Here is a 6,523-nt window from a genome sequence, read left to right as displayed (position 1 = left end):
ACGACGCACGAGTGCCACCCGCCGGGGGGCGGGGGAACGGGTTTCGTAGGGTCTGCGTGTGCCTGTGTACGCGCTCGGTGACGTCGAACCGGACATCCACCCGGATGCCTACGTGCATCCCGACGCCGTCGTGATCGGCAACGTGACCCTCGGTGCGGAGTCGTCGGTCTGGCCGACGGCGGTGCTGCGCGGCGACGACGGCCGGATCGAGGTCGGCGCCCGCACCAGCATCCAGGACGGGTCGATCATCCACACCACGCTGCGTCAGGCGACGGTCATCGGCGACGAGGTGACGGTCGGGCACAACGTGCACATCGAGGCGTCCACCGTCGGGAACCGGGTGCTGATCTCGTCCGGCTCGGTGGTGCTGAACGGCTCGCGCGTCGACGAGGGGGCGATCGTCGCCGCCGGCGCGGTCGTCTCGCCGAACGCGCACGTCCCGGCCTACCGGATGGCACTCGGCGTCCCGGCGCGCGTCCGGGAGGACTACGAGGTGCCGGCGGACCGCTGGCGGTACGCGGTGGAGTCCTACGTCGCACGAGGCAAGAGGTTCCGCGCGGAGCTGCGCCGACTGACGTAGCCCTGCGGAGCTGCGCATCGAGACCGAGCACGTAGCTTGCGGAGCTGCGCATCGATACTGGAGTGAAGATGGCGAAGCCGTTGAACGAGGTCGTCGAGGCCGGGTGGGCGCAGGCGCTGGAGCCGGCCGCCCCGGTCGTGACGGCGATGGGCGAGTTCCTGCGCGAGGAGATCGCGGCCGGGCGGCGCTACCTGCCCGCCGGGGCGAACGTCCTGCGGGCGTTCCAGCAGCCGTTCGAGCAGGTCCGGGTGCTGATCGTCGGCCAGGACCCGTACCCGACGCCGGGGCACGCGGTCGGGCTGTCGTTCTCGGTGGCGCCGGAGACGACGCCGATCCCGCGCTCGCTGTCGAACATCTTCCGGGAGTACTCGGAGGACCTCGGGCACCCGGCGCCGTCCACCGGCGACCTGACCCCGTGGACCGAGCAGGGCGTGCTGCTGCTCAACAGGTGCCTGACCGTGGAGCCGGGTTCCCCCGGATCACACCGCGACAAGGGCTGGGAGGCGGTCACCGAGCAGGCGATCCGCGCCCTCGTCGAGCGGGACGCGGAGCCGCTGGTGGCGATCCTGTGGGGCCGCGACGCCCGCAACCTGGTGCCGCTGCTGGTCGACGTGCCGATCATCGAGTCGGCGCACCCGAGCCCGATGTCGGCCGAACGCGGTTTCTTCGGCTCCCGCCCGTTCAGCCGTGCGAACGACCTGCTGGAGGAGATCGGCGGCGACCCCGTCGACTGGAAGCTCCCCTGATCCCTGATCCCTGACCACACCGGCCCGGACCGCCGGACGCGTGGCGGAGCCATGACGCGACGGTGACGCGTCGGTAGGCTGGCCCGGTGGGTGACCCGGGAGAGCTCCGCATATCCGACGCCGACCGGGAGGTCGCCGCGCAGCGGTTGCACGCCGCGCTCGGCGAAGGCCGCATCACGCTCGTCGAGCTCGAGGAACGGCTCGACGTCGTCTACGCGGCGAAGACGTTCGCGCAGCTCGAACCGCCGCTGGCCGACCTGCCCGGACACGGGCCCGATCCGGCCGGCATACCGGCCACGGCGTCCGGGCGCCGCGCTCCGGCCGAACGGCTGCACCTGCGCACCGAGATGGGCACCGTCAAGCGCGAGGGCGACTGGGCGGTGCCGGCGTCGATGATGCTCACCACGCACATGGGATCGATCCACCTGGACCTGTCGGCGGCGAGCTCGGTGCCGTCGCGGGTGGAGGTGGAGGTCTCGCTGGGGATGGGTTCGGTGACCATCGTGCTGCCGCACGGCGCCACCGCCGACATCGACGGGGTGCGCGGCTCGTGGGGCACCGTGAAGTCCAAGGTCCCGGCCGCGGGCGCCGGGTCCGCGCCGCACGTCGTGTTCACCGGCAAGGTCGGGATGGGCTCGCTCACCGTCCGGGGTCCGCGACCGGTGTGGATGTCGCTGTTCTCCTGACCCGCGCCGGGTGCGGACACGAGTAAGGGGCGGTCCCGCGGGACCGCCCCTCGTCGTTCACCCGGTCCTGCCGGGCGGCCCGCTCAGGCGCGGGCGACCTTGCCGGCCTTGAGGCAGGAGGTGCAGGCGTTCATACGCTTGCGGTTCCCACCGCTCAGGCGGGCACGCACGGTCTGGATGTTCGGGTTCCAGCGACGGTTGGTGCGGCGGTGCGAGTGCGAGACGGACATGCCGAAGCCCGGACCCTTGCCACAGACGTCGCAGACGGCAGCCACGTCGGACACTCCTCTGGTTGACGATCTGGTCAGGTGATGCTCAAGACCAAGCCCGGCGATGCCGGGACTCGGTCCGCCAGTCTAGGAGACCCCGGTACCGGACCCGCATGCGGGTCGGCCCGGCGCAGCGGCCGGTCCCGGCCGGTCGTGTCCTAGGCTCGGCGCCCGTGGCCCCGTCGTTCGACTCCGAGCTGCTCCGCCGCTGGATCGACGCGGCGACCCGCAGCCTGACACGGCACCGGGCGGAGATCGACCGGATCAACGTGTTCCCGGTCCCGGACGGCGACACCGGCTCGAACATGCTGCTCACGGTGCAGGCCGCGCTGCGCGCGCTGGGCCCGGCCCGGCCCGGCGGGGATACTGGCACCGACACCGGGGGCCCCGACACCGACACCGGCAGCGGGGACGCCGACGCCGACGCCGACGCCGACACCGGCGACGGGGACCCCGACACCGCCGACGCCGGTGCGACGGCGGCGGCGCTGGCCGGCGGGGCGTTGCGCGGGGCGCGCGGCAACTCGGGTCTGATCCTCACCCAGCTGCTGCGCGGGGTCAGCGACGAGCTGGCGGCCCGCGCCGGCACGGACCGTCGCGCCGCGTCCGCCGCCGGTGGTGCGCTGTTCGCCTCGGCGTTGCGGCGTGCGGCGACGCTGGCCCGGTCGGCCGTGCACCGGCCCCGGCACGGCACGATCCTGACCGTCCTGGAGGCGGCGGCCGCCGCCTCGACCGCGCTGCCCGAGGGGACGCCGCTGGCGGAGACGGCGGCCGTCGCGTCCCGGGCGGCCGGGGACGCGCTGGAGGCGACGACCGGCCAGCTGCCGGAGCTGGCGCGGGCCCGCGTGGTCGACGCGGGCGGGATGGGTCTGGTGCTGATCCTGGACTCCCTGGCCGAGGTGCTCGGCAACGCGCGGCGGGTGCTGTCGCCGGGACCGGCACAGGAGGAGTCCGAGCCCGGGCAGACGCAGGAGGCACCGGTGTCGTTCACGACCGGACGCGAGTCCGGCTCCGAGGAGTACGACTACGAGGTGATGTACCTCCTCGACGGTTCCGACCCCGACCGGGTCGCCGTCCTGCGCGACGAGCTGGACGGGCTCGGGGACTCGGTCGCGGTCGTCGGCGACGGCCTGCCCGGCGGTGCCGGGACGTGGAACGTGCACGTGCACTGCACCGATGTCGGTGCCGCGGTCGAGGCCGGGATCCGGGCCGGGCGCCCGTCCGGGATCCGTGTGCTGCGCTTCGCGGACCAGGCTCCCGCGCAGGCCCCCGCCCGGGTCACCGCGAAGGCGTCCCAGGTCGCCGCCCCGGTGTCGGCGCCGGTGCCCGCCCCGGCGGAGGGTCGTCACCGCGCGGTGCTGCTGATGATCGAGAGCGCGGGCGCCGCGGCGCTGGCCCGTTCTGCGGGCGCAGACGTGCTCCGGCCCGTCCCGGGCCTGTCCGCCCGGACCGTCGCCGACGCGGTCGCCGCGACCGGCGTCGCGCACGTCGTCGTGCTGCCCTGCGACGGCGACCGCCGTGCCGTCGCGGAGGCGGCGGTGCCGCTCGTCGAGGGCACCGAGGTGGTCGTGGTGCCGAGCGTGTCGGTGTTGCAGGGTCTGTCCGCGCTGGCCGTGCACGACCCGGACCGCCGCGCGGGCGACGACGTCGTCGCGATGGCCGAGGCCGCCGCGGGCACCCGGACCGGCGGCCTGATGGTGTCCGAGACCGAGGCGCTGACCTGGGCCGGTCGGTGCCAGCCGGGTGACGTGCTCGGGGTCTCCGACGGCGAGGTGGTGCTGATCGCGCCGGACCTGGCTGTCGGTGCCCTGTGGTTGGCTCACCGCATGCTGACCCCGGGTGGTGAACTGGTGACCGCGTTGCTCGGCGCGGCGGCCCCGGACTCGCTCGGGGTGTCGCTGGCCGAGGACCTGTGGCGCACCCACCCCGAGGTGGACGTGGTCGTGCACCGCGGGGAGCAGCAGGACTTCCCGCTGGTGCTGGGGGTCGAATGAGGGGCGGGGCCGCGGTGGTGACGGGGGAGCAGTGGGTTCGGAGGGCACAGTGAGCACGGACGCGGGGAGCACGGACGCCGGGAGCACGGACGCGAGGAGCGCGGACGCCGGGAACATCGATCTGGACACGCGGCTGCTCGAGGTGGTCGGGAAGAAGGCGGCGGACGCGCTGGCCGGCTCACTGGAGATCCACACGGTGGGCGACCTGGTGCGGCACTACCCGCGCCGGCACGTCGACCGCGGGCGGCTGACCGACATCGCCGGGCTGGTCCAGGGCGAGCACGCGACGCTGGTGGCCCAGGTGGAGAAGGCGACGCTGCGCCCGATGCGCAACCGCCGCGGGAAGATGCTGCAGGTCGTCATCCGGGACGAGAAGGGCGGGCAGCTCGACTGCACGTTCTTCAACGGTCAGAAGGTGCAGTTCGCGATCCACCCGGGCGTGCGGGCGGTGTTCGCGGGCAAGGTCGGCGTGTTCAACGGCCGCCTGCAGCTCACCCACCCGCAGTTCGAGCCGCTCGACGAGTCCGACGAGGTGCGCCCGTTCCTGTCGGTGTACCCGGCCACCGGGAAGATCACCTCGCAGGAGATCGCGCGCTGCGCCCGTCAGGTGCTGGAGCTGCTCGACGACCCGACCGACCCGTTGCCGGAGTCGCTGCGGGAACGGGAGAAGCTGCCCGAGCTGGGCCGCGCGCTGCGCCGGATCCACGTCCCGGAGGTCGAGGCCGACATCCACGCCGCGCGCAACCGCCTGGTCTGGGACGAGGCGATGGGCGTGCAGCTCGCGCTGGCCCTGCGCCGCCACGCCACGGTGTCGCGGCCTGCGCCGGCGTGCCCGCCCCGGCCGGGCGGGCTGCTCGACGCGTTCGACGCGAACCTGCCGTTCGCGCTGACCGACGGCCAGCACGAGGTCGGTGCCGAGGTCGCCGACGACCTCGGGCGCGAGCACCCGATGAACCGGCTCGTGCAGGGCGACGTCGGCGCCGGCAAGACGATCGTCGCGCTGCGGGCGATGCTGCAGGTGCTCGACTCCGGCCGCCAGGCCGCGATGCTCGCGCCGACCGAGGTGCTCGCCGCGCAGCACGCCCGGTCGCTGCGGTCCATGCTGGGCCCGCTCGGGCAGGCCGGCGAGCTGGGCGCGGCCGAGCAGTCCACGGCGATCACGCTGGTCACCGGCTCCCTGGGGGCGAAGGCCAAGCGGGCCGCCCTGCTCGACGCGCAGTCCGGCGCGGCCGGGATCGTGGTCGGCACGCACGCGCTGATCCAGGAAACGGTCGGGTTCGCCGATCTCGGCCTGGTCGTGGTCGACGAGCAGCACCGCTTCGGCGTCGAGCAGCGTGACGCGCTGCGCGGACGCGGCGAGCTGGCCCCGCACATGCTGGTGATGACGGCGACGCCGATCCCGCGGACCGTCGCGATGACCGTCTACGGCGACCTGGAGATCTCCTCGCTGCACGGGCTGCCGGGCGGCCGATCGCCGATCGCGACGTCGGTGGTGCCCCTGGCCGAGCACCCGACGTGGTTCGGGCGGATCTGGCAGCGGGTCCGCGAGGAGGTCGAGGCCGGGCACCAGTGCTACGTCGTCTGCCCGCGGGTCGGGGGAGAGGACGCGAAGCCGGGCGGCCGGGGCGACCCGGAGGGCGACCTGGTCGACCGCGACGACCCCGATGAGGGGGCGAGCTCCGACGAGGACGCCAAGCGCCCGCCTCTGGCCGTGATGGACGTGGCCCCGCGGCTGATCGAGGGCGAGCTGGCCGGGCTGCGGGTGGGGATCCTGCACGGAAAGCTGCACCCCGACGAGAAGGACACCGTGATGCGGTCCTTCGAGCGCGGCGAGCTCGACGTGCTGGTGGCCACCACGGTGATCGAGGTCGGTGTGGACGTGCCGAACGCGACCGCGATGGTGATGCTCGACGCCGACCGGTTCGGCCTGTCGCAGCTGCACCAGCTGCGCGGACGCGTCGGGCGGGGCTCGGCGCCGGGGGTGTGCCTGCTGGTCACCGAGATGCCCGCGGCGACCACCGCCCGCGAACGTCTCGACGCCGTCGCCGGCACCACCGACGGCTTCGAGCTGGCGCGCCTGGACCTGGAGCTGCGCCGGGAGGGCGACGTGCTCGGCGCGATGCAGTCCGGTGCGCGCTCCGGGCTGCGGCTGCTCTCGCTGCTGCGCCACGGCGACGTCATCGCCAAGGCCCAGGTCTACGCGAAGGACCTGGTCGACCGTGACCCGACGCTGGCCGACCACCCCGGC

6 protein-coding genes are annotated in these 6,523 nt (G+C 74.1%); 5 read left to right on the top strand and 1 reads right to left on the bottom strand.

Annotated elements, in window-relative coordinates; translation table 11 throughout:
• Positions 1-58 precede the first annotated feature (58 nt).
• From I4I78_RS28440 to I4I78_RS28430, 3 genes are all read left to right on the top strand, one after another.
• Positions 59-580: a gamma carbonic anhydrase family protein gene (locus I4I78_RS28440; RefSeq protein ID WP_218614585.1), complete on the top strand. Its 522-nt coding sequence runs from the start codon at positions 59-61 to the stop codon at positions 578-580.
• A gap of 68 nt (positions 581-648) precedes the next feature.
• Positions 649-1,326, top strand: coding sequence for a uracil-DNA glycosylase (locus I4I78_RS28435; RefSeq protein ID WP_218614584.1), 678 nt, complete (start codon positions 649-651; stop codon positions 1,324-1,326).
• 86 nt (positions 1,327-1,412) lie between these two features.
• Positions 1,413-2,012 (top strand): DUF1707 domain-containing protein, encoded by a 600-nt coding sequence (locus tag I4I78_RS28430; RefSeq protein ID WP_218614583.1) that lies wholly within the window; start codon positions 1,413-1,415, stop codon positions 2,010-2,012.
• 83 nt (positions 2,013-2,095) lie between these two features.
• On the opposite strand, the gene rpmB is transcribed toward I4I78_RS28430, so the two are convergent.
• Positions 2,096-2,287, bottom strand: a complete 192-nt coding sequence (rpmB, locus tag I4I78_RS28425; protein WP_218614582.1) for a 50S ribosomal protein L28 — start codon at positions 2,285-2,287, stop codon at positions 2,096-2,098.
• 167 nt (positions 2,288-2,454) lie between these two features.
• Here rpmB and I4I78_RS28420 point away from each other — a divergent pair, with 167 nt between their 5' ends.
• A complete protein-coding gene (locus tag I4I78_RS28420; protein ID WP_308252418.1) occupies positions 2,455-4,275 on the top strand; it encodes a DAK2 domain-containing protein in 1,821 nt (606 codons plus the stop codon).
• Between the two features lie 115 nt (positions 4,276-4,390).
• Positions 4,391-6,523: ATP-dependent DNA helicase RecG (locus I4I78_RS28415; RefSeq protein WP_218614586.1), on the top strand; the 2,133-nt coding region annotated here is incomplete at its 3' end.

Origin of the sequence: Pseudonocardia sp. KRD291, assembly GCF_019263595.1 — a bacterium.
Taxonomy (GTDB): Bacteria; Actinomycetota; Actinomycetes; order Mycobacteriales; family Pseudonocardiaceae; genus Pseudonocardia.
This window is presented reverse-complemented; position numbering and strand designations above follow the sequence as displayed.

Coding starts and splice junctions, on each gene's coding strand:
- I4I78_RS28435 (WP_218614584.1), top strand. CDS start 649: ATGGCGAAGCCGTTGAACGAGGTCGTCGAGGCCGGGTGGGCGCAGGCG.